At 63.3% G+C, this 25,300-nt stretch carries 19 protein-coding genes; 6 read left to right on the plus strand and 13 right to left on the minus strand.

Going from position 1 to position 25,300, the window contains the following annotated elements:
- Nucleotides 1–46 precede the first annotated feature (46 nt).
- From Q3Y64_RS07650 to Q3Y64_RS07680, 7 genes are all read right to left on the minus strand, one after another.
- On the minus strand, nt 47–457 hold the full coding sequence (locus Q3Y64_RS07650) for a DUF2149 domain-containing protein (protein ID WP_101941967.1): 411 nt from the start codon (nt 455–457) through the stop codon (nt 47–49).
- Nucleotides 454–951: a MotA/TolQ/ExbB proton channel family protein gene (locus Q3Y64_RS07655; protein ID WP_217423229.1), complete on the minus strand. Its 498-nt coding sequence runs from the start codon at nt 949–951 to the stop codon at nt 454–456. Before Q3Y64_RS07655 ends, Q3Y64_RS07650 begins: the two co-directional genes overlap by 4 nt.
- The gene (gene cobN, locus Q3Y64_RS07660) at nt 948–4,928 is read right to left on the minus strand and encodes a cobaltochelatase subunit CobN (protein WP_303560685.1); all 3,981 of its coding nucleotides are present in this window, start codon (nt 4,926–4,928) and stop codon (nt 948–950) included. Before cobN ends, Q3Y64_RS07655 begins: the two co-directional genes overlap by 4 nt.
- 1 nt (nt 4,929) lies before the next feature.
- Nucleotides 4,930–7,206, minus strand: a complete 2,277-nt coding sequence (locus Q3Y64_RS07665; RefSeq protein ID WP_303560687.1) for a TonB-dependent hemoglobin/transferrin/lactoferrin family receptor — start codon at nt 7,204–7,206, stop codon at nt 4,930–4,932.
- Between the two features lie 327 nt (nt 7,207–7,533).
- The gene (locus tag Q3Y64_RS07670) at nt 7,534–7,884 is read right to left on the minus strand and encodes an energy transducer TonB (RefSeq protein ID WP_303560689.1); all 351 of its coding nucleotides are present in this window, start codon (nt 7,882–7,884) and stop codon (nt 7,534–7,536) included.
- Nucleotides 7,885–7,897: 13 nt separating this feature from the next.
- Nucleotides 7,898–9,031: a DUF1513 domain-containing protein gene (locus tag Q3Y64_RS07675; protein ID WP_303560691.1), complete on the minus strand. Its 1,134-nt coding sequence runs from the start codon at nt 9,029–9,031 to the stop codon at nt 7,898–7,900.
- Between the two features lie 57 nt (nt 9,032–9,088).
- Nucleotides 9,089–11,329 carry a TonB-dependent siderophore receptor gene (locus Q3Y64_RS07680; protein ID WP_101941973.1) on the minus strand — a complete coding sequence of 747 codons (2,241 nt, stop codon included), beginning with the start codon at nt 11,327–11,329 and terminating at the stop codon, nt 9,089–9,091.
- Between the two features lie 286 nt (nt 11,330–11,615).
- Between Q3Y64_RS07680 and Q3Y64_RS07685 the strand changes: the two genes are divergently transcribed.
- Together Q3Y64_RS07685 and Q3Y64_RS07690 are read left to right on the plus strand one after the other, a co-directional pair.
- Nucleotides 11,616–12,482 (plus strand): DMT family transporter, encoded by an 867-nt coding sequence (locus Q3Y64_RS07685; RefSeq protein WP_303560694.1) that lies wholly within the window; start codon nt 11,616–11,618, stop codon nt 12,480–12,482.
- Nucleotides 12,483–12,630: 148 nt separating this feature from the next.
- Entirely contained in the window at nt 12,631–14,859 is a 2,229-nt protein-coding gene (locus Q3Y64_RS07690; RefSeq protein ID WP_303560696.1) for a bifunctional diguanylate cyclase/phosphodiesterase, read from the plus strand.
- A 52-nt stretch (nt 14,860–14,911) separates the two neighbouring features.
- Here Q3Y64_RS07690 and Q3Y64_RS07695 read toward each other — a convergent pair whose 3' ends face one another.
- Complete coding sequence (locus Q3Y64_RS07695) at nt 14,912–16,255, minus strand: extracellular solute-binding protein (protein WP_303560698.1); 1,344 nt, start codon at nt 16,253–16,255, stop codon at nt 14,912–14,914.
- Between the two features lie 165 nt (nt 16,256–16,420).
- On the opposite strand from Q3Y64_RS07695, the gene Q3Y64_RS07700 reads away from it, so the two are divergent.
- On the plus strand, nt 16,421–16,822 hold the full coding sequence (locus Q3Y64_RS07700) for a hypothetical protein (protein ID WP_101941977.1): 402 nt from the start codon (nt 16,421–16,423) through the stop codon (nt 16,820–16,822).
- Nucleotides 16,823–16,874: 52 nt separating this feature from the next.
- Nucleotides 16,875–17,723, plus strand: a complete 849-nt coding sequence (gene asd, locus Q3Y64_RS07705) for an archaetidylserine decarboxylase (RefSeq protein ID WP_303560701.1) — start codon at nt 16,875–16,877, stop codon at nt 17,721–17,723.
- 9 nt (nt 17,724–17,732) lie between these two features.
- Here asd and Q3Y64_RS07710 read toward each other — a convergent pair whose 3' ends face one another.
- The 4 genes from Q3Y64_RS07710 to Q3Y64_RS07725 form a co-directional block, all read right to left on the minus strand.
- A complete protein-coding gene (locus Q3Y64_RS07710; protein ID WP_303560703.1) occupies nt 17,733–18,221 on the minus strand; it encodes a MarR family winged helix-turn-helix transcriptional regulator in 489 nt (162 codons plus the stop codon).
- Nucleotides 18,222–18,263: 42 nt separating this feature from the next.
- Nucleotides 18,264–18,455, minus strand: coding sequence for a hypothetical protein (locus tag Q3Y64_RS07715; protein ID WP_101941980.1), 192 nt, complete (start codon nt 18,453–18,455; stop codon nt 18,264–18,266).
- A gap of 78 nt (nt 18,456–18,533) precedes the next feature.
- The gene (locus tag Q3Y64_RS07720; protein WP_303560706.1) at nt 18,534–19,697 is read right to left on the minus strand and encodes a porin; all 1,164 of its coding nucleotides are present in this window, start codon (nt 19,695–19,697) and stop codon (nt 18,534–18,536) included.
- Nucleotides 19,698–20,003: 306 nt separating this feature from the next.
- Nucleotides 20,004–21,158, minus strand: coding sequence for a substrate-binding domain-containing protein (locus tag Q3Y64_RS07725; RefSeq protein ID WP_303560708.1), 1,155 nt, complete (start codon nt 21,156–21,158; stop codon nt 20,004–20,006).
- 68 nt (nt 21,159–21,226) lie between these two features.
- On the opposite strand from Q3Y64_RS07725, the gene Q3Y64_RS07730 reads away from it, so the two are divergent.
- Both Q3Y64_RS07730 and Q3Y64_RS07735 read left to right on the plus strand, forming a co-directional pair.
- Nucleotides 21,227–23,434 carry a trehalose-6-phosphate synthase gene (locus Q3Y64_RS07730; protein ID WP_303560713.1) on the plus strand — a complete coding sequence of 736 codons (2,208 nt, stop codon included), beginning with the start codon at nt 21,227–21,229 and terminating at the stop codon, nt 23,432–23,434.
- 105 nt (nt 23,435–23,539) lie between these two features.
- Nucleotides 23,540–23,812 carry a hypothetical protein gene (locus tag Q3Y64_RS07735; protein WP_101941984.1) on the plus strand — a complete coding sequence of 91 codons (273 nt, stop codon included), beginning with the start codon at nt 23,540–23,542 and terminating at the stop codon, nt 23,810–23,812.
- A gap of 85 nt (nt 23,813–23,897) precedes the next feature.
- On the opposite strand, the gene Q3Y64_RS07740 is transcribed toward Q3Y64_RS07735, so the two are convergent.
- A complete protein-coding gene (locus Q3Y64_RS07740; protein ID WP_101941985.1) occupies nt 23,898–25,061 on the minus strand; it encodes a porin in 1,164 nt (387 codons plus the stop codon).
- Between the last annotated feature and the right edge of the window lie 239 nt (nt 25,062–25,300).

A 25,300-nucleotide genomic window follows, 5' to 3' on the forward strand; every position in this document is an offset into this window, starting at 1 on the left:
GGATCACTGCGAGATCACTGCGGATTGAACTGCGGGTAAAAAAACGTCAGGGTTGAACTGCTGCTGCGGGCTCACCGCCCGTGCCCTCGGGCACGTACACCATCGAGCCATCCTTGAGCCGGTAAGCCACTCCGGCCTTCTCTCCATCGCCGCTGCCGATCTGGCCCTTGGCCTGGTAGCGGGTGATCTTCTGGCCTTCCTTCATGGTGATTTCCATGTCCGGTTTGCCAGGATTCTTGATGACGGTGACGTTCTCGGCGCCGAAGGGATTGGCCGGGCTCTGCGCCACGCTCACCAGCAGCGCGGCGATGATCACGAGGAACACGTCGATCAGGTTCACCACCGACAGAATCGGGTCATCGCCTTCGTCCTCATGCAGGAAGCTTGAGGTGCGCGCCCGGCGCACGGCCGGCTGGGCTGCCACAGCCTGCTCGATGACCGCCTCGGGCGCGTTCATGCACTCACCTGTTGCTGGTTCAGCCACACCATCTCCTCGGCCAGCCAACGGCGGCGCACACCCACGACCAGAAAGGTGATCGAGGCCGCGATCAGGGCCAGGATCACCGCCGAGAAGGCGATGGTCAGACTCATACCGACATTGCCCAGATTGCCGTCCGACAGCGAACGCAGCGCCGGGCCCATCGGGATCATGGTCGCCACCAGCCCCAACATCGGCGCCACGCGGGTGGCAATGCGAGCCTTCTCGAGCAGCTTGTGGGCTGCCACGTCGAGGGCTTCCGGATCCTGCAATCGATGGGCTTTTGCGTGCGCGATCAAGGCATAGCCACGGCCGCTGGCCGGCTGATGGCGGGTGCGCAGCCAGGCCTGGAGGCAGAACTCGCCGAGTGCCCAGAAGGCGTAGAGGAACAGGATGGCGATCAGCAGCAGCACCGGCAGCAGAAAGAGCTGGCCGATGTCATACATCATGGTTTCGAGCGGATTCGGGGTCATACAGTTACCTTGCGAAGAGCTGGGTTGGAAGAAGTCGTCAGGAAGCTGCGCAGCGCACCACCGCCAAAGGCCAGGAGCATCAAGGCTCCGCCGAACAGCCAGGCCAGCGAGGCCGGCGGCAAGGCTGGCGGCTCGACCTTTTCGAGCTTCATGCCCTGTACCGGCGGCGGGGCCGGCACCGGCTCGGGTGCTTGCTGAGATGCCGGCGCCGGGGATGCAGGCGCAGCCGCACCCGCTGCCGTGGCCTGCAGGCCGAAGCCCGGCGTGGGCGCCGGGGCCTTGGCCGCTACAAAGTCGCGGAAGGCGGCGTTGTCGCTATGAATGTCGAAGCGCTTCGATAGGTTCTGATAACGCTGGGCAAGCTGCTTGAGGGTGGCTGCATCGGTCTGCCAGTAATCCTTGCGCGCGGCTTCCAGCATGCGTTCGATCATCTGCGCCTGGGCCTGCGGTGCGTGCTGCTCGAACCACTTGTCGAGCCCCATCTTGTACTTGTCCTTGACGTAGACCTCGGCGAATTCCTGCCACTGATCGTCGCGCACGATCTCCGGCGAAGTCGCAGTCCAGCCCCAGAAGTTGTTGATCGAGTCGAGCATGTTCAGCGCGCCGGAATAACCCTCGGCCTTCATGCCCTCGATCCAGCCCGGGTGGAAGTTGCGCGTGCGCAGCTCGGTGGCAAGAAAGCCGGCCGCCGTTTCGGTGCGTGCCGCACGCGGATCACGCAGATTGGAGATCAGGAGTTCTGGCGCCTTGCCGGTGAGATGGCGCACCGCCTGCCCCAGCCCGCCCAGATACTGGAAGGGATCATCGGTGGTGAGCATGCCGTAGAGGTTGGACGAGCGCGCCAGCAGCGCGGCCTCCACGCCCTTCAGGTTCTCGGCATACAGATTCACGCCTTCGAGTTTCTGGCCCCAGGCTGCCTCGTCCGGACCATACGCATATTGCATGCGCGAGAGGTACATCGTGGCGAGTTTGGCATCGGCCTCCTTGCCCTTGCTGGCAAAACTGTCGGAGGCCAGGGTGGCTTCGTTGAGTCCCGTGCCATAAGCGCCGGACTGGTTGCTGAAGATGCGCGTATCAGCCAGTGTCGCCAGCGTCGCTTCGGACAAACCTTTGCCAGCCAGCGCCACTCGGATCGCATTGGAAGCCGCACGCACGGCGTTGTCCGGTTCGTTCTGGGCGGCGGCAAGCTTCACCGCCTCGGCTAGCCACTTCATGACATTCGGAAAGTGGTCGCGATACAGACCCGTGGCCGAGAGCACCACATCCACGCGCGGGCGCTTGAGTTCATTCGCCGGAATCAGCTCGACGCCGGACAGGCGCCCGCCCTGATCCCACTTCGGTCGCACGCCCAGCGCGGCCAGGGCCTGCGCTTCGAGCACACCCGCGTGACGCATGGTTTCCACGCTCCACAGCGAATAGGCGAGCTTTTGCGGGTACTTGCCATGGCGCTGACGGTATTCGACGAGCATCGCCTCGGTGGCCTGTTGGCCGGCTTCCCAGGCAGCCTTGGTCGGAATCTTGGACGGATCGAATCCGTACAGATTGCGCCCGGTGGGCAGCGAATCGGTATTGCGCACCGGGTCGCCGCCGGTGCTGGTCGGAATGAATTCACCATTCAGGCCCGCGAGCAGGCCGGTGGTCTCCGGCGCGGCATCCAGGCTGGTCCACAGGGCCTTGGCGCGCTCCACGTCTTCGCGCAGGGCCGCGTTGCGAATCTCGCGGGTTGCAGCCCCCTCGATCAGGTGATGGCGCAGCAGGGCAAAAGGCTTGCTCGCGGCGAGTTTTTCGTAATCGACCGCAAACACCTCCTGTGGATCTTCAGGCTCCACACGCTTGTAGAAGTCATTGCCCAGCATGCTCATGACCGTGTAGAGACGCAGCTCGTCGGACTTGTTGAGGCCGAAGGCGTGCAGGCCGTAAGGCTGCAGCTGGGCTGCCAGGGCATGCAGGTGATCGTGCAGGGCGTTGATCCAGTGGGCGAAGTCGGCCTCGGCGCGGGCCGGCGTCCAGCCCATGTCCTCGAACAGATGCATCTTCGCGCCGGTACGCAGCAGATCGCGCTTGAGGGCTTCCTTCACACCGCCTTCGTCCTGCTGCAGCCAGGTGTGGAGCTGGTCGTGCATGGCGTTCAGCTCGGTGTGCAGACCGGCCGGGCGGAAGCTCGGGGTCTGGTGGCTGATGATGGTGGCGCGGCCACGGCGCTTGGCCTGCAGCGCCTCGCCCACGTCATCGACAATATAGGGATAGACCACCGGGATATCGCCGAGCACCACGAAGGGCTGATCGTCCATCGACAGGCCACGCTCCTTGCCCGGCGTCCACTCCTGGGTGCCGTGGGTGCCGTAATGCACCAGCGCATCGCGATTGCTGCGCGCCCACAGATAGGCCGCCATGTAGAAGTGGTTCAGCGATTCCTTGGTGGAGTGGTAGATCGCGGCCTCGTGATCTTCCTTGCGCTCGCCACGCGGCGGCACCGGCATGAAGCTCACGTTCCCCAGTTGCAGGCGCGGAATCACGAAACCGGCCTCGCCCTTGTAGCGATAGGCCATCGCACTCTTCTCGGGCTCGCCCCAGCGCGCGATCACCTGCTCGCGCAGGGCAGGCGACTGGGTGGCAAACCAGCGCTTGTAGTCCGCCATCGGCAGCCAGGCCGCGAGGCCCGCGTCGAGCAGCGGCTGGAGCTGGTCATCACGATAGAAAGCCGTCAGCAAGCGGCCCAGGTCGCGGGTCAGCGCGTCCTCGTCCAGCGTTTCGGTGCGGTAGCCGGCTGCCTTCATGGCAGCCAGCGTGTTGGCAAGGCTCTTGGGCAGATTCAGGAAAGAGGCCGAGAGGTTCTTCTCGCCCGGCGGATAGTTGTAGAACAGGATCGCAACACGTTTTTCGGCATTTGCAGTGCGGCGCAACTGCGCCAGATTCATGGCCTTGGCGGCGATCGCGCGCACCTGCGGTGCGATGGCTTCAACCTTGCCGCTCTGCTTGGCTATGGCCGAGGCGATCAGCGGATCCATGCTGCCCGCAATCTCGCTCTGTACCAGGTAGAAAGGCAGATCAATCAGGCGCATGCCCTGCGGATCGGCCTGCCAGTCGGCGGTGTCGCCCCGGCGGTAGGGAATGGCCTGGATCACCGGCACGCCAATCTTTTCAAACTCGGCGCGGCGCCCGCCAGCGTCGTACATGATCTGGTTGTTCACCAGCACATCGACGATGCGTTTTCCGCCCGGCGCGGCCATCTTGAGGAAAGCATCCTCAACCATCATCGGGGTGTAGAACACCAGCGCCCGGCCACCCAGACGCTCGATATCGGCCACCAGCGTATCCACATAGGCCGAGTCGACGGCCGACACATAGGACTGGTGAATCGCGACGCCCACCACCGGCTGCCCCGGTTTGCCGGACACCGCCAGCGCCTCGTCGGCACGCGTGGTGACGCTCTCGGCCAGCTTCGGGTGGTAATAGGCCGCCGCCGGCATCAGCTGCAGCGGCGCGATGCCCTCGGCGCTGCGCAGCTTGAAGACGCGCGCCGCGATCAGCTGGGCAGCGGCCTCCAGATTGCGCCGCCCGCCGTTGCTCACGTAGCGGCGCAGCTCACCGGCCAGCGCTACATCCAGCCCACGCGCCTCTACCCGTTCGTCATCCAGCAGCAGGCGCGCAGCCTTGCGCTCGCTCCACAGCGGGCCCAGCTTGCCGAGCATGAACTCGAGCAGGCCGGGGCGCGGCGTGTCCACGATCAGCAGATCGGCCGTATTGGCAAAGCGGGCCAGGCCCGCCTCATCCAGTTTCTCCAGATAGCGCGCATCCAGCTCAAAGCCCTGCTCGCGCGCGGCACGGCTGAGCACTTCGAACTTGCCGGCCGGTGCCGGGGCAGCCGTCAGCCAGGCCACCTTCGGCACAGCCGCGGATACCGGGCTGACTCCAACGAGGAGTGTGAGGCTGGCCAGAGCCAGCCCGGCGCGCAGAAACTTCAGCAACACAGGCATCTCAATAATCAAACTTCACGCTGAGGGCAAAATTGCGTCCCGGCTGGGTGTAGAACTCGGGCGCCGGATCGGTGGCGGTAAGGCCCGAGCGGCGTACATCGCTCCACAGGTAGTAGGTCTTATCGAAGAGGTTGTTGATGGCCAGATTCAGCTTCACATGCGGCTGCACCTGCCACCAAGCCGACAGATCGTTCACCCCGTAACCCGGCGTGCGGTAGTAGTTGGTACTGGAAGTGTCGATGTGATCCTTGCCAGTGGCCGCACGCAGGCGCCATTCCGCACCCCATTGTTCCGAGGGCGTCCACATCGCCGCAAAAGTGCCACGCTTGGGTTCGATGCTATTGAGCGGCTTGCCGCTCGACTTATCGTAGCCATGCGTGATCGCCAGGCCCGCCGAGAGACGCAGGGCCGGCAGAGCCTGCCAGTAGCCGCGCCAGTCGCCACCGCGGATCACCACCTTCGACAGGTTCTGATACTTGTAGGTGGAGTAACCCGCCACCCCCTCTGCGCTGCCGCTGGGCAGCAGGGTGTATTCAATGAAGTTGCTGTAGTGGTTTTCATACAGCGCGAACTGGCTGCCCCAGGCGGAGCCGGCATACTTGCTGCCCACTTCAAAGCTGCGGCTGGTTTCCGGCTTCAGATCCGGATTGCCGATCACCGCGTAGCGCTGCGAGCTGTTGTAGAAGTAACGGTTGGTTTCTTCATAGTTCGGGCCACGGAAGCCTTCGAGGTACTGGGCGTAGAGATTCCAGTCCTGGCTCAGGCCATACACACCGGCGAGCTTGGGCGACAGGTGGCTGCCTTCCTTGCTGACGGCCTCTCGACCATCGGTGCGCTTGTAGAGCGGATCGCTCTCCGGCTCGAGTTTGAAGCTGTCATAACGCAAACCCGGGGTGAGCTTGAATTTGCCCAGCGTGATCTCGTCCTGCGCAAACAGGCCCAGCTGATCGGTGTGGCCGCGCGGGTACTCCGCTTTTGGATAGCTATCGCCCACCAGCACAGTGGAGGTGGCGCCAGTGGCAAGATTGGTCCAGACCCCGGTCTTGGATTCCTCGGTCTGCAAGCGCAGCAGATCCGCCCCCCAGATCGCCTGGTTCGGCAGGCCGGCCAGCGTGAAAGCCTTCTCCTGCAGCAGATTCAGGCCGGTCTGGCTCTGCTCGTAGGCAAAGCGCTGATTGACGCTGCAATTGGTCGTGCCAGCCGTGGTCGCCGAGCAGGAGCTGGAAGTATTGGTGCGCAGCTGGTAGTTCTGGTTGTCCGTCGTCTGGGTCTGCGTATAAAGCTTGGCAGACAGGCGATCGAACCAGCTCGCTTCCGGCATGTAGTCATAATCGAGCACCACACGGTTGCGCTCCAGCGAATCAACCCCGGTATTGGTGGTGATGCGGGACAGGCTCGTGCCATTCCCCACACGCTGCGCATCCACCGCCGTTTCGCCTTCCTTGTGCTCCAGCGTCAGCTTGAAGCGATGCTCGCGATTCGGCGTGAACAGCAGCTTGCCGAGCACATTGCTCTGCTCGTAAGTGAGCGGATTCGGCGCAGTGCGCTGCACGCCCTGAACCCGACTGCTCCCCTGATTGTCAGTTTCCTCGCCGCGCGCATGGCCGACCATGAACAAGCCCTGGAAACGCTCGCCCCCCGCCGCAAAGGAAGCCGTGGCGCGCTTGCTCTTATCCACGCTGTGATAGCCCAGCGAGCCCCCAGTAGCGAATTCGCGCCCCTTGAGCAGATCAGACGGATCAATGGTCAGGAAACCCAGCACGCCGCCGATCGCATCGGAGCCATACAGGCTGGAAGCCGGGCCACGCAGCACTTCAACCTGCTTGAAGAATTCCACAAAGGGAATATCGCGGTTGTTGGCGTCATAGTTGGTGGTGCCCGGGCTGCGGAAATCCGCGGCGCGCACGCCATCGGTCAGCATCAGGATGCGGTTCTCTTCGATCCCGCGGATGTTCACATGGCTGCCGCCAAAACGGCGCGGGTCGGACGGCACGCTCACGTCCGGCTCATCAGCCAGAACCTCAGCCAGATTGCGCGCCTGGCGCTGCTCGATCTGCTTCTGCGTGACCGCCGTCACCGTACCCGCCACGTCATTGGCATGCGCCTCGGAGCGGGTGGCCGTCACCACCACCGTCCCCAGTTGCGGCTCACTGGTCTGCTGGGCCATGCCGGCCAGAGGCCAGGCACACATCACGGCCAGCGCCATGCGCTGCAGCCTGAATTGTTCTTGTGCAGCCGCAGCCGCGATTCGCCCGATGTTCTTGTGTTGCTTTGCCATGTCCACGCCTATCCAGAAAAGATCGCTGGCTGGCTGGTATCAATCACCGCTGGCTTGCGCTAATGACCCGGCACGGCTGGCAGACCGCCCCCGGCCCGCCAGCCCGGTCGCGAGAGAGAGGCGCGACCGTATCCGGATCAGCCGCAAAACCAGACAGGTCGTACGGCTTGAGATGAATTATATCTAAATGAGAACGATTCGCAATATATGTTGAGTGTAAATTCCGCTCGACCTCCCGCCTGAAACACGCCGCCAAGCAAAAGGCCGCGCTCCGACATCCGGAAACGCGGCCTTGAGGGCCAACCGCATTGAGTTTTGGGACGCTACTCAGCGTTGCAGGGGCAAGACCACACTGACCGGCACGGCCTGCCCGTCCACCCGCCAAGGATGGAAGCTGGCCTTCCAGACCGACTGCATCGCCCCTTCGTCGAGATTCGGCTGGCCACTGCTCTGGACCAGACGCACGCCACGCACGTCACCCGCCGCATTCACATGCAGGCGCAGGATCAGGCGCCCCTTGGGCGGGCCATCCATCAGGCGATAGTTGTAGACGAGCGGAAAAGGTTCGCGCAGACGCATCTGGAAGATCGATACCTCGCGCTCAGGCCAGACATCCTCCGGCGTACTGGCGCACGCCGCGAGCAGCGACACCAGAGCGGTCAGCAAGACCCGCGACACGCGCCCCATCCGCTCAGGCCTCCAGCAATTTCCAGTGATTGTCGGGCGACATCGGAATCGGCCAGGCCAGCATCTGGGCTTTCTCACGCAGATGCCAGCGCGCCGGGCCCTTCTCGCCTGCGATCAGGAAACCGCCTTCTTCGTCCGGGCCGGATAGCGCACCGGCGCGGAAGAACTCGCCGATCAGGGTCAGGCGGGCGGCCTCGCCCGGATGCCACAACAAGGCCTTGCCGGAGAGCTGGGCACTAAGAATGAATCCGCCACCAGGGCCAGCCATGATGTCGCCGGTATAGCCCTCACCAAGAGGAGACTGGCTCGGGATGGCGAGATCCTTGCCGTTCCACACAGCCAGCACTGGCGCTTCCTTGCGCCGCTCGGGATCGGCATGCTCGCCCTGCAGGGCGATGCCCAGCAGGGTTTCGCCCTTCGGCGTTTCGTTCCAGGCCAGATGACGCATCGACAGGCGCGCATCGCGCAGACGCCACTGACCAAGCACTTCACCATTGACCGGATTCAGGCGCACCAGCGAGGAATCCATGTCGTCGAGCTTGTCCTTGCGTCCTTCCGGGGTGTAGCGGATCCCGCCGTTGGGAATCAGCAACATGCCTTGCGCATCGACCGTGATCTGGTGCGGGTCCATACCACGCGTGGGCCACTCTGCGACTTTCCTGAGGGTCGCAATGCTGCGCACGCTGACCCAACCCTGGCCGCTCTTGGGCTCGATCTCGCTGGTAAAGAAATGCTGGCCATCCGCGGCCAGTTCGATATGACCGCCGGAAACCCGCGCGGACTCCGCGGCCAGATCAAGCAGCGCCGCCCGCTTGCCTTGAGCATCCGCACGCATGACCCACAGGCCATGGCGATAGGCCAGGGCCAGATAACCGCCGTCAGCAAGGCCGAGCAAGCCATGTCCGCGCGAAGAGACCGGCAGCGCGGATTGCAAACGGATCGCCGCCCCCGCCCAGTCGATCTCGATCACGCCCACATAGTCGCCAGGTGCGCCGCTGAGCGGCGCAGTCAGATCCACCGTGCTGCGCCAACCGGCCAACAGGCGGGTGGGGCGTGGCATGGCCGCTAGCGCAGGCAAAGGCAAAGAAGCTGCAGCGAGCATGGCGGCCGCGCTGCGCAGGAAACTGCGTTTATCCATCAGAGACTCCACAAAGCAAAACGGGCCCGCACTTGGCGGGCCCGACAACGATAAGACTCAGAACTTGTAGGACGCGGTCAGCTCGAACGTGCGGCCCTTACCGGGGATGTAGTGACCACGGTAAACGTTGTCCGCGTACAGCTTGTTACCCAGATTGGTACCATTGAGCTTGAGGGTCAGGTCGCGCGTGGCCGCATATTCCACCATCGCGTCATAGGTCAGATAACCCTCGACCTGATTGGTGTTGATCAACTGCGGGTACATCTTGGTCCGCCCGGCCACACCGGCACCCAAACGCCAGTCAGCCGAAACCTTGTAGGTGGACCACAAGGAAGCCTGATGCTTGGGAATCAGGCCGGGACGCTGCCCTACCTGTTCGCTGCCGGTCAGGGCGCCCTTGGAGATTTTGGCCACCGGGATCCAGGAGTAGGACAGGTAAGCCTCCCAGGCCGGCGTGATGCGACCCGCCAGGTCAAGCTCGGCACCCTTGGTGTAGCGCTCGCCGGACAGGACGTAGTTGGTGGCGTTCACGGTGTCAGTGTCGGTATTGCGCTCGTTGTACTTGGTGGACTTGAACAGCGCAGTGCGCACGCTCATGTCGCCGCCAAAGAACTCCAGCTTGCTCCCCACTTCCACGTTCTTGCTCTTCTCGGGATCGGTGTTGCTGCCCAACGCATCGTACTGATAGGTGTCGCCCGAGGTGTTGAAGGAGGTACCCCACGAGAAGTGGAACGAGGTCGCCGCGCTCGGCTGATACATCGCACCAAAACGCTTGCTCGGCATCTTGTCGTGACGGCCACGGTTCGCAGTGACCGTCCCGGCGGTCGCACCGGAGGTGCCCCAGGTCCGGTACTCGCCATTGGCGTAGTCGTAACGCAGACCACCGAGCAGCTTCCAGTTTTCAGCGATCTGCACGAGATCCTGGAAATAGGCGCCAGCGGAGAGATAGTCGAAGTCAGCACTGCGCAGCTTCTGACGCAACTCCTCGGTCACTCCGGAAGTGCCGTCATCGTCACCGAGGGTAGTGTTGCTCTTGGTGAGGTTGACCCCGGCCGGGGTGACGAAACCATAGGTATTGCGGCGCTCATGGTTGATATCGACACCGGACAGGATCTCGTTTTTCATGCCCAGTAGCGTGAGCTTGTCCGAGTAATCACTCTGCAAGCTCTGCACTTCCAGATCCATGGCCTTGTTGTTGCTGCCACGCGTCAACACAGTGTTGTCGCTGATATTGGACTCGTACACCGATTGACGATTAGGTTGGGCGCTGGCCGCAGCAAAACGCACCGCGCTGGCACGCTGGTCGCGGTTGTACTGGCCGGCACGGAAAACCGTCTTCAGCTCAGCCTGACCGGAAAAGCGGTGGATATGGCCCACGGTGCCATGCAGGATGTCACTGTTGGCGTAATCGCTATCCACTCCGTAGTAAGCGGACGGATCCTTGTCGATCAACCCAAGCCCGGAGGTCTGGGCGTCCGGCGCCAGCCAGGGCAGGCCGTAGTTGATGCCATTGCGGTTCTTCAGGTAGTAGAGCGAAGCGGTAAACTCATCGCGCTCGCCAATCCCGTAGCGGAAATTGCCGGCAGCGCCTTCCTTGTCAATCGAAGAACCCGATCCGTTGTTCTCTGCATCCGCCTTCATGGCGGTCAGGCGGAAGGCCGAAGCCTGCCCGGTGACGATGTTCAGATCAGTCTCCAGGCGCTTGTAATTGCCCGTACCGTAGGTGAAGTCCACCTCGTTCTGGTCCATCAGGAAAGCCTGCTTGCTGACCTGGTTCACTACCCCGCCGGTGGAACCACGGCCGAAGAGCATCGAAGCCGAGCCGCGCAGCACTTCGACGCGGTCATAGTTGAAGGTGTCGCGCTCGTAGATGCCGGGGTCGCGCATGCCATCAATGTAGATATCACCACTCTGCTGCAGCGAGAAACCACGCAGGCGGATGTCTTCCTCGCCGCCTTCGGCCGCCAGGAAGGTCACCCCAGCGGTCTGGTGCAGCACATCCTTGAGGGTATCCAGATTGCGGTCATCGATCAGCTTTTCGGTAACCACCGTCACCGACTGCGGAATGTCGCGCAGCGCCTGCTTGCCCTTGCCGATGGTGGTGGTAGTGGCCTGGTAGGTACTCTTGGCCTCGATCTCGACCGGCTTGTCAGCCGTCACACGGACCGTGCCGAGAGTCTTCTCGTCTGTTTTGGCGGGGGAGGTCTGAGCCAGCACGGACTGGCTGGCTGCCAGTGACATCAACGCAAGATTGACCGCCAGGGCAAGGCGGGACACACGCAAGGAATTCGGGCGCATTGCAACTACTCCGGAGTGAGGGTCTGCGGGATTGCCGGAGTCGAAGCCCGGCCTTTGACAGACCGTTGGCACCCCGGGTTCTATTTTTGATCCGTTTTTGCGAATCGTTCGCATTTGTACTTTATTTTACAAAAATGAACAAGTCGTTTCTGCGTCTCTTGCAGGGGCGCCCACATACGTGTTGCGTGCATGCTGCGCAGCCCCCTCAAAGAGCCATTCCGCCGCATTGACCCCAGCCACTGACCACGGCTAACGTGAGTGCCTTCCCCGGCCTTCGCCTCCTGTCATGTCTGCGCTCAACCTCGCCCGCCTGATCCTGCTCGCCGCCATCTGGGGCGCCTCCTTCCTGTTCATGCGCATCGGCGTACCGGTATTCGGGCCGGGCAAGCTAATCCTCCTGCGGGTGGGTCTGGCAGCCGTGTTCCTGCTGGCCCTGGCGCTGTACTGGCACAAACCGGCCCACTGGCGCGCCAACGGGCGGCACTATGCTTTCATGGGAGTTTTCAACTCCGGCCTGCCCTTTCTGCTCTATGCCTTTGCGGCGCAGACCCTGAACGCCTCCCTGCTGGCCATCATCAATGCGGCCGCACCGATCTTCGGTGCGCTGGTCGCCCGCATCTGGCTCGGTACGCCGCTGAGCCGGGGCGCGGCCATCGGCCTGAGCCTGGGCTTTGCCGGAGTGGCCCTGATCGTGGGAAGCGAGGCCAGCACGCGCAGCGAAGGTGCGGCACTCGCGGCCGGTGCGGCCCTGCTCGCGCCGCTGTGCTACGCGCTGGCCACCAGTTACGCGAAGAAACACGCCAGCCACATCCCATCCTTCGATCAGGCCCACGGCAGCATGTGGGCCTCCAGCTTGTGCGTGCTGCCCCTGGCGCTGCTGATCCCAGCACGCAGCGTGCCGCAGGCAGGTGACTGGTTGGCCGTAACAGCCCTGGCATTGATCTGCACCGGCTGGGCCTACCTGATCTATTTCCGCCTGGTCAGCGAGATCGGCCCAGCTCGCACCCTCACCGTGACCTTCCTGATCCCGGTCTTCGGCGTGCTGTGGGGGGCGCTATTTCTGGGTGAACACATCAGCCTCACGATGCTTGCCGGTGGCGTGATCGTGCTGGCCGGCACGGCACTGGCCAACGGCTGGCGATCGAAAGCCTGAGTGCCGGTGCACGCTCTCGTAAAACGCTGGCCGGGAGTCTGTCGAAGACCGAGTACATGACAATCAAAAGATCGTAAGCAGATGCCGAGGGCGGTTCAGAAACGGGTGGAAAGGCCGTTAGTGGGCAGATACAGCTCATTTCCGCACCGTGGACAGCACAGCCCTCTCCCTATCCGCCGACCTCACCCTGAGCAGCATCCTGATCGTGCTATGGCTGGTACGCCGGGAAGACCTGTACGCGCTGCTGTGGGGAGGCGGCCAGATCTTGATCAGCCTGGCGACTCTCGGCGGCCCCGTACTGGCGCTCCACAGTCCCAGCGTACGCGGCCTGCTAATGCTGTGCATGGTGCTGGGCATCGCCGGCTACGGTTTCGGCACCCGGCATTTCTGCGGTCTGCCGTTGCACTGGCGCCGTGGCGCTCTGGTGCTGGCCGTACTCACACCGGCGATGCTCGTGCTGGCCACCCTCTCCCCCGCCCTCGGGCGCAACGCGGCATTCCTGTGCCTCGGCGGCGTATTGCTGTGGAGCGCGCTGCAACTCCGGCGCTGCGACCGGGCCTATCACCTGCTGGCCTTGCTGCTGCTGCTGCGCGCCATGCTGAATCTGAGCGGCCCGTTGCTCTTGTGGCTGAACGACTCGATCGCTCCGATCCTGGCCTTGGGCTTCTTGCTCAAGACGGCCTCCAGTCTCGGCCTGATCCACGCTGTGCTGCGCGAGTCGCAGGCCCTGTTCCGCGCCACCATCGATGGTCAGGGCAATGGTTTCCTGATCCGCAACGAAGCCGGCGAAATTCTGGCGGCAAACGACAAGTTCGCCCAACTGATCGGCCGCCAGCATGCGCAGGAACTGCTCGGGCGCAACATCAACGACATTGCCTCGGGCCGCAGTGCCGCTAAGGCCCACGAATGGTTCCTGCGGGTGACGGCCGCAGGCGCGCAGATCCCACTCATCAGCGAGGATGAGTACATCATCCGCGACGGCCAGCGCCTGCCGGTGGAACTGATCAGCAGCCCCTGCCGCATCCGGGGCCAGCTCAGCGTGCTGACCCAGATCCTCGACATCTCGCAGCGCAAGCAGCAGGAACAGGCGCTCGTGCAGGCGGCCAACATCGATCCGGTCACTGGCCTGTTCAACCGCCCGGCCCTGCAGCGCCACCTGCAGACAGCACTGATCCTGTCCGGCCAGAGCGCCAGCGCCTGCAGCGTGCTGCTGATCGATCTCGATCACTTCAGGCGCATCAACGATACGCTGGGACATTCGGTGGGCGACGAGCTGCTGCGTCTGGTCGGCCAGCGCCTGCGCAAGCTGGCCGGCAGCGAGGATGTACTGGCCCGCTTCGGCGGCGACGAATTTGTGATCGTCTCCAGCCAGCTGGATCTGGCGGCTGCGGAGGAAACCGCCACCCGCCTCGCCCAGCGCATCCTCGACGATTTGCGCGACCCCTTTGAACTGCCGCCCTTCCGGGTCGCCATGGCTGCCAGCATCGGCATCGCGCTGAGCCCCGCCCATGGTACGGACCCGGAGAATCTGCTGCGCGCAGCCGATTCCGGAATGTACGCAGCCAAGGATGGCGGACGCGGACGCCTGAAAGTCTTCGAGGAGGCCTTCAATACCCTCGCCCGCGACGCCTTGCTGATCGACGAAGCCCTGCAGCACGCCATCGCCCGCAACGAGTTCCGCCTCGTCTATCAGCCCATCGTCGAGGCGCGCAGCCGCAAGCTGAGCAAGGTGGAGGCACTGATCCGCTGGAGCACGCCCAGACTCGGTTTCGTCGGCCCGGATCGCTTCATTCCGATTGCCGAGGAAAGCGGCCTGATCGTGGAGATTGGTTGCTGGGTGCTGCAGGAGGCCACCCGCCAGGCTCGCAGCTGGGCTGATGAAGCCGCCGGACCGATCTGCGTGAGCGTGAACGTCTCCGCCGCCCAGCTGGTCGATCCGGATTTCCTGCTCCTGCTGCGCGAATTCCTGGCCCGTAGCGGCGCAGCGCCCGACGAGCTGGAAATCGAACTCACCGAGCGGGTGCTCATCGACGAAGCCGACACGGTGATCCGCGTCATCGACGCCGTCAATGCCATGGGCATCGGCGTATCGCTCGACGATTTCGGCACCGGCTACTCATCGCTGAGCTATCTCACCCGCTTCCACCTGCAGACCCTGAAAATTGACCGGGCCTTCGTGAACGGCATCGAACGCAGCGAACGCAATCTCGCCCTGGTCCGCGCGATCATCGCCATGGGCCACAGCCTGGGCATGAAGATCGTGGCCGAAGGCGTGGAAACCGAAGAGCAGGCACGCATGCTGACCGAACTCGGCTGCGAATACCTGCAGGGCTACCTGATTTCGCGGCCGGTACCCGCGGCAGAGATCAGGCGTTAAAAAGCCCGGGGGCCTTGCGGCGATCCCGGGCTTTCAGAACGGCACAACAGACTCAGTTCAGCTGGCCTGCCGGCATGGTCGCCAGCGGGCGGCAGCAGCCCTGCTCACCGGCCTTGATGCGCTGCACCGCGTCGTCGAGGCCCTGCTTGGGCGGCTTCTGGTCGGCAAACACGGCTTCCATTTCCTCGGCCAGAACACGGCGCACACCGCGACGGTGGGCAAAAGCAGTGGCGTAGGAAAAGCTGGTCACCGGCTTGTAAGTGAGCTGGCTGATGGCCACGCGCTGGGCAACCAGCTCATCACGCAACAGCTTGCTGGCCTGGGTGGCCAGCAGGCCGGCTTCGCTCAACGGCAGGTAGCCCGAATTGAGCTGCCATTCCACCTGGCTCTGGGCCGACAGCCAGAAGCGGATAAAGCGCGCCGCCAGCTTGTATTCGGCCGCCGATTTGCCGGAGGCCACCCACAGCGCCGGGCCATCCGCCCAGGTATTCTGCGGCGCGCCATAGGCATCGTCGTGATACGGATAGCCGCCCACACCCACTTCAAAGCCAGCTTCACGCACGAGGGTCGGGTAAGCGCCGGAAGGCGCAGCCAGCACGGCACAGTCACCGCGGGCGAAGCGCGCTTCGCCTTCATTGCCGCGGCCGAAGTAGTGCAGGTAGCGGGCCTTGTACCAGGTGCTCATCTTGGCCAGATGCTTCACCTGAATCAGGCCGTTGACGGCGATCTGCTCGTTCTTGCCGCCCGTGACGAAGGCCTGGTTATTCCAGGCGCTGGCGTTTTCGAGCAGGGTGGACACGGGCTGAGAAACCGTCATCGGGCAGGCCTGACCGGCAGCCACCAGCTTGCCCAGCACGGTCTGCCAGTCGTTCCAGTTCTTCGGCAGATTGCTGCCATTGATGCCGACCGCTTCCAGTGCCTTGACGTTGTAGAACATCACCGGTGTGGACAGGGCGACCGGCAGGGCCTGCAGGCGCCCGGCGCTGTCCAGCGAGGAAGGCACCATGACCTTCACGTCACCCGGACGCAGGGTATTGAGCGGCTCGCGGGCGTCTTTCATGACCTGCCACAGGGGCTTGAAACGCGACGGGCCGCTCAGGAAATTCTCTTCATCCGCTTCCGCCACGATGCTCAGCACCGGCTGGGCACCTTCGCTCCAGTGGCGCTCGCTCAGCATCACCGTGCTGCCGGGGTTGGCGGCATTGAAACGCTCGACCAGCTTCAGCAACTGGGCGCCCTTGTCGGCGCCGAGGCCATGACTCAGCTCGATCTGAACCGGGGTGGCCGGAGTCTTGGCGGGTGCCGCCTTGGCAGGCGCGGCATGAACCGGCATGGCCGCTGCGGCCAGCACGAGGGACGTCAGCAAGGTGCCGGCGCGAAGGGGGAATTGGGTCATGAAAAACTCCGGAAGCAGCAACAACAGAGAGCCGGATTATAGGCGCCGCCCACGCCCCTCCCAAACCCGGAACGCGCAGCGCGGTCCCCGGGTGACGGACGGTTCAAGTCCTCCCCGCCGGGTGACGTTATTGCTTGCAGGACATTCTCCTTTCGGACCCTTGCCATGACACGCGCTCGCCTGACCCTCCCTTTGCTCCTGCTGCTCAGCCTCGGCGCCTGCGAGCAACTGGGCATTCCCGACCCGGCCAAAGATGCAGCGGCCAAGGAGGCGGAAGGCAAGGCCATTGGCAGCGCTTGCCGGCATGCCGGGCGGGCACTGGAGGATTGCTACACCCTGAATCCGGGCGGGCATAAGGCGGCCATCTTCGCCGGCTGGCGCGAAATGAACGATTACATGGCTGAGAACAAGATCGACACCGTGAAGCCCGAGCTGCCCACGCTGGGTGCGATGCCCAAGAGCAAGGCCAAGACAGAAGAAGAGGCGGGCACGGAAGAAGCCGCAGCGGAAAGCGCGCCCAAAAGCAGCCGCCGTCGGAGCTCGAAGGCCGCCACTAGCACGCACTGAGTGCGCCCTGGCAGCTACAATTGCGGCCCTGTCTGCTCACCTCGCCGCTGCCATGTCCGATCGTCTCAAAGTCCTGCCCCAGCATCTGCTGCCCAAGCAAATGCTCACCGAACTGGCTGGGCGCTTCGCCAGCAAACCGCTGGGCGGGCTGACCAGTGCCGTCATCCGCTGGTTCGTCGGCCGCTACGGCGTGAACATGAGCGAGGCGGCCAATCCGGATATCACGGCCTACCCGACCTTCAATGAATTTTTTACCCGCGCCTTGCGTGAGGATGCCCGCCCGCTGGCCGATGCACCGCTGATCTGCCCAGTGGATGGCGCCATCAGCCAGTTCGGCGCGATTGCCGGGGATCAGGTGTTCCAGGCCAAGGGGCACAGCTACTCGACCACCGCCCTGGTCGGCGGCGATGCCGAACTCGCCAAACAGTTCTACAACGGCAGCTTCGCAACCCTTTACTTGTCTCCGCGCGACTACCACCGCATTCACATGCCAGCCACCGGCCGCCTCACCCGCATGATCCATGTGCCGGGTGAGCTGTTCTCGGTGAATCCGACCACCGCACGCGGCGTGCCGGGTTTGTTTGCACGCAACGAACGGGTGGTGTGCGTATTTGAGGGGGAGGCCGGACCCTTTGTGCTGGTGCTGGTGGGCGCCACCATTGTCGGCAGCATGGCCACGGTATGGCATGGCGTGGTGAATCCGCCGCGCGTGAAGGATGTGCGCGAATGGCGTTACGACGGGCAGGATATCCGTCTGGCCCAGGGCGCCGAGATGGGGCGCTTCCTGCTCGGCTCCACCGTCGTGATGCTCTTCCCACAGCCCGGCGTGAGCTTCAATCCGGCCTGGCTGCCGGGTGGCGCGATCCGCATGGGCGAAGCCATGGGACACACCGGCGCCTGAGCCTCAGCCTCAGCCTTCCGGCAATAGCTCCAGCAAGGCCGCCTGGACCCGCGCCAGGTCGGCATCGAGGCGCCGCAAGAGAGCTTCATCGAGGCTCGCCAGCGCCTCTGGCAGAGGCTCGCTGCCCCCTTGAGGCCAGGGCGCAGGCAGGGGCTTATCGGGCTCGCACAGATACAGGGCCACCGTCCGGCGATCACTGCCGGTGCGGCGCGCCTCCAGCCAGCCCTGCATAGTGAGCGGGCGCAACATGTTGCTGACAGTGGATTGATGCAGGCCGAGTTCGCGCGCCAGCTCATTCACCCCCAGTCCGGGCCGGGCCTGCACGCACTGCAGGGCACGCAGCTGGGGGAGACCAAGGCCGGTTTCGCGTTCGCGACGACGCGCATGCCGGCGTGTCGCATTGAGCAGCAGTTGCAGGCGCCAAGCAAGACGCTCCGCCGGATCTTCCGGTGCTGTGCTGGAGGAAAACCGGATGGCATCCGGGTCAAGAGCAGGCATGGGGCGATGATAGCCGCACAAGCCCCGCCGAAACAGCGCTCTTCAGACCGGCGAGCAGCGCTCCAGCGCCGTCTGCACCAGGCCGAGATCCCGCTCCAGGCGTTGTAACAGCCCCTCATCGAGCCGGCTCAGTCCTGCCAGCATGGCTTCAAGTCCAGCCTCGTCATCCGCTACGGCAAGCAGCTCTTCCAGCAGCATCAGCCGTAGCAGCACTTCCCTGGCGTAGGTGTTCATGTGTGTTCTCCGTGCAGCCGAAAAAAAGGCAGCCCGAAGGCTGCCTTTTCAAGTCGTTTGACACTTCCGGAGGAAGGATCAGAACTCCTTCACGAAGCCCACGCGGGTGTAACGCTCGTCGCGCTTGGTAGCGGAACGGGTTGCGCCGAAGCCCGCAGCGGTGCCGTCATAACCACCCACGCTGTTTTCGTTGCGTTCCCAGTCGCTCTTCTGCACAGCGCCGTAGACATACACGCTCTTGGTCAGGAAGTAAGCGCCGCCCATCATCCAGCCATGGCCGCTGTTACGGTTGCTGCCGACGTCACGCACGATCGAGTACTCGACACCGACGGAAGCCTTGTCGTTGAAGTTGTACGACACGACGGCGTTGGTGATCTTGTCCTGATAGGCGGTGTTGATAGCGCGAGCGCGACCATTCTGGGTGGAGTAGGTACCCGCCAGCTTCAGACCACCGATCGGGAACACCGACACGAAGGCGCGTTGGAAGCGCATGCCATCTTCGCTTGCATCGGTCACGCCGGTGCTGGCACGGCTCACATAGTCGTAACCGCCGTTCACCACCTTGCCGAAGGCGAACTGGAAGCCACCGCCCAGAACGTCGCCGCTGCTGGTGCTGTTGACGTTGCTGTCACCGCTCTTACGGCCATCACCAATAGCGTAGATGGCTTGGCCACCGATCTTGAAGGAGCCGAGGCTCAGGGTCGGGGTCAGGTACTGGGTGGTACGGTTGGTCAGCGCGGTCATGCGGTAGGTGGAGATGCCGTACTTGACGAATTCCAGGTCCTTCGGCTCAACCATGTAAGGCTTGCTGGCGACGTAGAAATCGTCACCGAAGTTCTGCACGCCCCACTGCACGCGACCGAGCATGTTGCTCTTCAGGTACACGGCCTTCTTATCGTTGGAGGTCAGGCCGCCCACACCGGCAACGGTGGAGGTGGTGCTGTTGTTGGTGGCCTTGCCATCGAAGAAATCAGAGAAGCGCAGATCGATGCTGACACCGGCTTCCAGATCCTTGTTGATGGTTTCCTTGGCGCTGACGGTGATGCGCGAGGTGGAAGCGCTGCCATCCGACAGGGTTTCGGTGGTCTTGCCGCCGTTGGAGCCGCCGCTGGTATCAGCGTTGGCGGTCTTCTTGAATTGATAACCGGCATCAACCTTACCGCCGATGGTCACGGAAGTCTGGGCGAACGCGGCGCCGGACATCAGGCCAGCAACGGCCAGGGCAATGAGTTTCTTCTGCATGGATTTCTCCTCACGTGAATGGATGACTCTCTCGCCGAACCCCGCCGATGGCTGGATCCCCGCACCCTGCGGGGCCACCCCGGCATGGCTGCGGGGCGGACGTTGATCAGAGGTCAGGGCGATTTGACCCGCAGCGCCCCACCCCCTCAATTTCGTTATTGCCGGGCAATCTGTTTGAAATCGCGTCAGGGCACACCTGAAAGCCATGCCTGGCGGGGATTGCTCGTAGCGCTCGGGAGAGCCGGCCGGGAGGGGAAAACCCCGAACTGGCGCAACAAGGTGTTGCACCAGAACAACAACCCCGCTTTATTCAGGGGCTTCGCCGGCCTGTGGCGCATGCAGGGCGAACTCGGCCGGAGACAAACCGATCTCGCGTTTGAACACCACGTGCATGTACTGCTGGGTGCGGAAACCACAATGCCGGGCAATCTCCGAGGTGCTCAGCTCACGCCTCGCCAGCATGCTTTTGGCCTGGGCAATGCGCCGACGCAGTAGCTCGTCATGCACGGTCACCCCCAGTTGGGTCAGGAAGCTGCGCTCCAGGGTGGCACGCGACACGCCCATGAAATCCGCCACCTGCTGCGCCTTGATGCAGCGCCCCAGTTGCGCATCGATGAATTCCAGCGCGCCACTCACCAGAGTGCTGGCCTTGCTACTGGTTGCCGCCAGTTGCACCCCTTGCGGCGCAATGGCCAGCCCGGCCGGCGCCTCCAGCGGGCGCTGCAGGCGCCGGCGCAACAGCTCTGCGGCCTTGCGCCCAATTTCTTCGGCAGGCTGGGTCACTGAAGAAATCGGCAGCGGTGACAGGGCGGCCACCAGCGGATCATTGTCGATCCCGACGATCGCGATGTCGCGCGGAACCTGGCGCCCCGCCTGCTCGCACAGCTGCAGCAACTCCCGCGCCGCCGAATCATTAACAGCGACTACACCGGTGCGGGTGGGCAGAGCGCGCACCCAGTCGAGATCCTGCACGCTGGCGGTACTGCCATCCGGTGGCGAAACCGCTTCACGCAGGCGCGGATTGGCCCCCGCCTGCGCCCGGAAGGCCTCCAAGCGCTCCCTGGCCCAGGGCATGTCCTGATAACGCAGAAGGGAAAAGCCGGCCAGGTACTGCACCCCGTTTTCCCGCAAATGCGCGATGGCCAATCCGATCATGGCCGCATTATCCGCACACACCCGCGGCTCCGCAGCGGCGAGTCCGGCACTCGCAGCACTCGCGATGAACACCCCCGGCAGCGCGCTTATCCGAGGCAGAACGAGTTCAAGTCCGGGCGTTTCAGCATCCGTGATGAGGCCATCCATGCCGCTCAGATCTTCCGGCAGGCGCTTGCTGATGCTCAGGCGCCAGTCCAGCTCGCTGCCACGCACAAAGGCCCCAACGCCGCTCATCACGGCACGATGGAAAGGTTGCGCGCTATCCAGAACCAGCAGGATGTTGCGCACGCGCTTGGTCTTCATCATGACTCCGGTTGAGGTACACAGCCGGCGAGTGTACTGTATTGCCACAAATACATTGCCCGTCTTCCTTGATGCATTTACGGCTCTACCTGCGCCTGCTGGCCCCCCTGCTGCTGATCCTCGCCCTTGGTGGCTGGCTGGCCATGAACGTGACCGAAGAGCTCACCGAGCGCTGGTTTCTGCGCGATCTAGGCTTGCGCGGCAGCCTGATTGCCAATGCCCAGTCCGACACCATCAGCAAGGTGCTCGACAACGGTCAGTGGGATCGCATCCACGCCCTCTTCGAGCGCACCATCCGCGACGAACGCCTGAGCGCCATCGCCCTGTGCAGCACCAATGGCCTGCTGATGCATCGCACCAAGGATTTTCCGACCGACCTCGACTGTGCCCAGGCCCACGCCCTGCAACGCAACGGCAACGTGGAACTCACCCTGCCGCTCGGCAAGGTCATGCTGGGGATCTTCCCGGTCAGCACCGAAGAGCATCACATTGCCGATCTGGTCCTGCTGCACGATTTGGCCTTCGTTGAGCGCCGTACCCGCCTGTCGCAGCAATACCTGCTGGTCTTCATGCTCATGATGGGGCTCACCGTCGCCTTGCTGATCGTGCTCCTCACCCAATACAACTGGCGGCGCTGGAACCTGGCCCTGCGCACAATGCTCAATCCGGCCAGCAACACCCTGGCCGCTCCGCCGGAATTCCGCTCCTTCATGGATGATCTGCGCACCCGTCTGCGCGACCTGGAGGACCACTACCGCCACGGTCAGTACAGCGACGCTGACTGGACCGCGGAACGTTTGCGCAGCCTGCTCGCCAGCCATCTGCACGGAGACGAACTGCTGGTCGTTTCCAACCGCGAACCGTGGACCCATGAACGCATTGGCGACGCCCTGCTCGTGCGCCAGCCCGCCAGCGGCCTGGTAACTGCGCTTGAGCCGGTGCTGCAGGCCTGCTCCGGCACCTGGATCGCCCATGGCAGCGGCAACGCGGACCGTGAATGTGTCGACGCGGCAGACCACCTGATGCTGCCGCCCGGACAACAGGATTACCGCCTGCGCCGCCTGTGGCTCAGCGAGGAAGAGGTGCGCGGCTATTACGACGGCCTCTCCAACGAAGGCATCTGGGCCCTGTGCCACCTGGCTCACGTGCGGCCGGTATTCCGCGAGGCGGACTGGCAGCACTACCGCCAGGTCAACCAGCGCTTTGCAGATGCCGTGATCGCCGAAGCGCGCAGCCACAACCCGGTGGTACTGGTGCAGGATTACCAGCTGGCCCTGGTACCGGCACTGATCCGCCAGCGCCTGCCGGAAGCCACTATCCTTTGCTTCTGGCACATTCCCTGGCCTACGCCGGAAGCCTTCGGCATCTGCCCATGGCGCACCGAGATTTTGCAAGGTCTGCTGGGCTCGACCATCCTCGGCTTCCAGACCCGTCACCACCAGCAAAACTTCCTCGCCACGGTCGAGCGCTTCCTCGAGGCGCGCCTCGAAACCGAGCGCTCCAGCGTGTTCCATGCCGGCCGCGAAACCCTGGTCGACAGCTATCCGATCTCGATCGCCTGGCCCGCCACCACGCCGGACAGCGCCCACCAACGGCAGCTCGGCCGCGAAGCCCTGGGCATCACAGCAGGACAAAAGCTGATTCTCGGCGTCGATCGTTTCGACTACACCAAGGGCATCGAGGAGAAGTTCATTGCCTTCGAACGCCTGCTTGAAAAACACCCTGAATGGATTGGCCGCCTGTGCCTGCTGCAACTGGCCGCCCCGACGCGCAGCAGCCTCGCCGATTACGCCGCGCTCAGCGAGCGCGTGGCACGCCGTGCAATGCAGATCAACAACCGCTTCGGCCGCCCCGGCTATACCCCGGTCACACTGCTCGTGGAGCACCGCGACCAGGCTGCGGTGCGGGCACTGTATGGCGCCGCCGATGTGTGCGTGGTGAGTAGCCTGCACGACGGCATGAATCTGGTGTGCAAGGAATTCGCTGCCGCCCGCGACGACGAACAGGGCGTGCTGGTGCTCTCCAGTTTCGCTGGCGCTGCGCGCGAACTCGGTGAGGCCTTGAGCATCAACCCCTACCACACAGAATCCTTCGCCGACACGCTGCAACAAGCCCTGTGCATGCACCCGGCCGAGCAGCGGGAGCGCATGAGCAGCCTGCGCCGGCAGATTCACGACGCCAACGTCTACCTGTGGGCTGGCCGCATGCTTGAGGATGCCGCCCGCTGGCGCTTGCAGGCGCGCATGCATGAGCGACTGCATCGCTATCAGCACAGCTGAATGCCATCCAGCCGTCGATCCTGCACGCTTGCAGCCTGCCCGCTGCCCATGTCTCAATGCCGCGTCTATGCTTGAATCGTCAAACGCTTCATCCTTGGATTTGCCATGAACCGATTCCCCCTAGCCCTTCTCGCCCTGCTGCTGTGTTCCGCCTGCTCCGTACAAGAGGTAAAGGAAGGCAGCAAGAGTGCCAGCAGTGAGGTTTCCAAGGGCGCCAGCACAGTCGCCAACGGCGCTGTGGAGGCGGCCAAGGTCGTGAAGGACACGGCCGTCGAGGCCTATCACGGCGCCGGCGAGATCGGCAAACAGATCGGCAACGATGCCGCCAGCGCCGGCAAGGAAGTAGGCAAGAAGACCCGGGAAACCTTCAGCAAGTAAGCCGCTGCCAGAGCACAAAAAAAAGGCCCACCGTGAGGCAGGCCCGAATTCAACTGTGAAGGAATCTTTGCAGACTAGGTGCGGATCAGAACTCCTTGACCAGACCGATCTTGGTCAAGCGGCTGTCCAGCTTGCTGGCCGTCGATGAAGTCCCGAAACCGGAAGCTGTGCCATCGAACTTGCCACCGATCTTGTCCTGGTTCCGCTCCCAGTCAGTCTTGGTCACCGCCGAGTACAGATAGACGCTCTTGCTCAGGAAGTAGGTGCCGCCGAATTGCCAGGCATGGCCGCTGTTACGCTCGTCCCCCACATCACGCACGATCGAATAACCGAAGCCGATGTTGGCCTTGGCATTGAAGTTGTAGGACACCACCAGGTTAGTGTTCTTGTCCTGGAAGGGCTTGCCCGCCGCGTAGCCTGAGTTGTTGATATACACCCCCGCAATCTTCAGGCCTGCCCACGGAAAAAGGCTGAAGTAGGTGCGCTGAAAGTGGAAACCGTCTTCTGCCGTCGCATTGCTGGTGTAACGCGTCCAGCGGTCATAACCGCCATCAATCAGCTTGCCGAATTTCCACTGGATGCCGCCTGCCAGCACATCCCCGCTGCCGGTGCCATCTACATTGCTGGCGCCACTCTTGCGGGCCTCACCAAACGAGTAAGTACTCATCGCAGCCAGCTGGAAATCGCCAATGCTCAGCGTTGGGGTGATGTACTTGGTGGTGCGGTCGGTCAGGCTGGAGGCGCGATAGCCCGAGATGCCGTACTTGACCAGTTCGGTATCCTTTGGCTCGACCATATAAGGCTTGGTTGCCACGTAGAACTCGTCACCGGCATTCTGCACACCCCAGTGGAGCTCACCGAGCAGCTTGCTCTTGAGGTAGACCTCTTTTTTGTCGTTGGAGGTCAGACCGCCGATGCCAGCCAGTGTCGAAGTCGTGCTGTTGTTCACGCCCTTGCCGTCATGGAAGTTGGAGAAACGCATGTCAAGGCTGACCCCGGCTTCCAGATCATTGTTGATGGTTTCCTTGGCGCCGATCGTGATGCGCGAGGTGGAAGCGCTGCCATCGGTCAGCTGTTCGGTCGTGCTACCGCCGCAATCGCCGGAAGTGCCGCAGACGCCGTCTGCCTTCTGGGTCATACCGAACTGGTAGCCGGCATCCACCTTGCCGCCAATGGTCACGGAAGTCTGGGCAAAAGCGGCGCCGGACATCAAACCGGCTACAGCCAGAGCAATAAGTTTTTTCTGCACGATGAGTCTCCTGACATTATTTGAATGATCCTCCGGTCGTGCCGGCAATACGGCCAGATCCGCTCCCCGCGGGGTTCCGGCTTGCGGCGGCACGACTGTTGATCAGAGGCAGGGCGATTTGACCTGCAGCCGCAAGCGGGCTCAATTTCGTAATCCGCCAGCGGCGCTTACGAAATAAAAAGACCAATCCGCGCATACACAGGATTAATGGACTCAAGCAGCGCCAGACGGCGCTTCCT

It is taken from the genome of Uliginosibacterium sp. 31-12 (assembly GCF_030548425.1).
Lineage (GTDB): Bacteria > Pseudomonadota > Gammaproteobacteria > Burkholderiales > Rhodocyclaceae > Uliginosibacterium > Uliginosibacterium aquaticum.